This is a genomic window from Methylobacterium sp. E-046 (assembly GCF_022829625.1).
Classification (GTDB): Bacteria; Pseudomonadota; Alphaproteobacteria; order Rhizobiales; family Beijerinckiaceae; genus Methylobacterium; species Methylobacterium longum.
Window position 1 is genome coordinate 1 of record NZ_JAKSYP010000280.1, and the last position, 1,911, is coordinate 1,911.

The following is a 1,911-nucleotide window of genomic DNA, read 5'->3' on the forward strand; positions in this document are numbered from 1 at the left end:
ATAGCAATCCGAGACCTGACCCATGGGCGACGTGCTCACCTTCACCCCGCGTCTGAAACCGGCGGCTCCGGAGATCTTGGCGCCGTTGGCAGGGACTGCGCTCCGTGCCAGCCTGGAGGAGGCGGCGCAGGTCGCTCTCGACGCGGCAGACCGCATCATCGCGGTTCTGGACCGCATGGACGGGGACGCCGACGACGAGGACGGCGGGAGCGCTGAGCCGTCCCTGGCGGCACCGGAGAACCCCACCGGCTCGCAGGTCGTCTACATGCGCGGCAATGATCAGGACCGCGAGACCGAGGTGCCCGAGACCGTGCTGCCGGAGGTGGCGGCCGACCCGATGCCCGAGCCGCAGCCCGAGCCGTTGCCGATGGCTGAAATCCTGCCCTGGCGCGGTCGCGGCAACGTCATCGCGGCGGCCGGCACGATGCTCCTCGACCTGTTGGAGCGTGCCTGATGCCAAGGTCCGCTGATCGGTGGTGAGCAGACCCTGGCCTTTCGCTCTGGAGCGGACGCTCCGCTACTCACTGGGCGTCACGGTAGGAGCGGCTTCGGAGCAATCGGGAAAGCAAGTCCTCGCTGCGTCGGTTGTTGCCCTATGGCTACGCTCGCTTCGCAACCCTGCACCTTACGCACGAGAAGGCCGCTTAATCCGTGTCGGCATGCAATAAAGGCCGATCCGAGGACGGAGAGGTTTGGACTGCGGAATGACGACAGCTGGGCTTATCCGGGCAACCCATATCGCTGCCATCGCCGCCTCGCTTACCTGCGGGTTAGCCAGCATCTCCGCGCAGGCCGGCTCGGCGGCGCAGCCCGGACAAACCGTGGGGCAAGCCCCCGGCGCTCCGCTGCCGATTGGCCTCTACTTCATCGACACGTCGAGTTTCGGCTCGCGCGATATTACCCCACGCGGCACTGACTCGAACATCAACCTGCCGTCCTTCATCTGGGCGACACCGGCTGAAGTGGTCGGCGGCCGACTGCAGTTTGTCGTGTTGCAGCCGATCACCGCTTCGAGCACGCGGGGCGCAGCTTACCAGAGCGGGTTTGGTCAGACGCTGCTCGCTGCGCAGGTGGCCTGGAAGCTCGGCAACAACCTCAACTTCAGTTACCTGCTCGGCGCGTACCTTCCGAGCGATACCAAGATCGTCATCCAAAATCCGGTTCTGCACCAACGCTTCGCCATCACCTACAATGGCGATGGCTGGAACCTGACGGGCAACTTCCTATACGGCACCTTCTTCGATACGCGGTCGGCCAGCGGTACTTTCTATCCCGACTTCCTCAATCTCGACCTCACGGCCACCAAGCATTTCGGCAAGTGGGAGGTCGGGCCGGTAGCTTTCGGATCGACCGACCTGCCGACCAACAACCCGTCCTATGCCCGGCAGGGCCAGTTCGCTGTGGGTGGCCTCGTCGGATACAACTTCGGCCCGGTCAATCTCCAAGCCTACGTCACTCGGGACGTCGTTCAGCGCAACTACGCCGGACTGGAGACCCGCGGCTGGTTGCGCGTCACGGTGCCGATCTACCAGGACAAGGGCGAGACGCCTGAGCCGAGCCCCATCCTACGCAAGTTCTGAAAGCCACGCGGACGCGGGTGGCGACATACGTTCTCTCCTGGATGGGTCACGAACGTCCCTGGCAGATCCTGTACGTCCAAACGGATCAGCTCAGCCGGAGTACAGGACCGCTCAAGCATGACCCGATCCAAAGCCTGCGGCTCACGCTCCATAGGCCCTGTCGGTAAGGCTGTTCCGTCGGGCACCTGGAAGCAGACATTCCCAAGGCCTGCAATGGGTCGCAAGCAGCCGGTGATGACCTGCTGCGGCTCGCCCGGCGCTGGCTCGCTTGCCATGAGGCGATCAGCGCCTTGCTCGACTGCCCTGAGCCACCGTGCGTCGCGCAGGTGCG

The 1,911-nt window shown here is 64.7% G+C and carries 2 protein-coding genes; both read left to right on the forward strand.

Translation table 11 applies throughout. From position 1 onward, the window contains the following. Positions 1–22 precede the first annotated feature (22 nt). Positions 23–454: a hypothetical protein gene (locus MKK82_RS30660; RefSeq protein ID WP_243987852.1), complete on the forward strand. Its 432-nt coding sequence runs from the start codon at positions 23–25 to the stop codon at positions 452–454. A gap of 250 nt (positions 455–704) precedes the next feature. Next, entirely contained in the window at positions 705–1,580 is an 876-nt protein-coding gene (locus tag MKK82_RS30665; protein WP_243987854.1) for a transporter, read from the forward strand. Positions 1,581–1,911 lie beyond the last annotated feature (331 nt).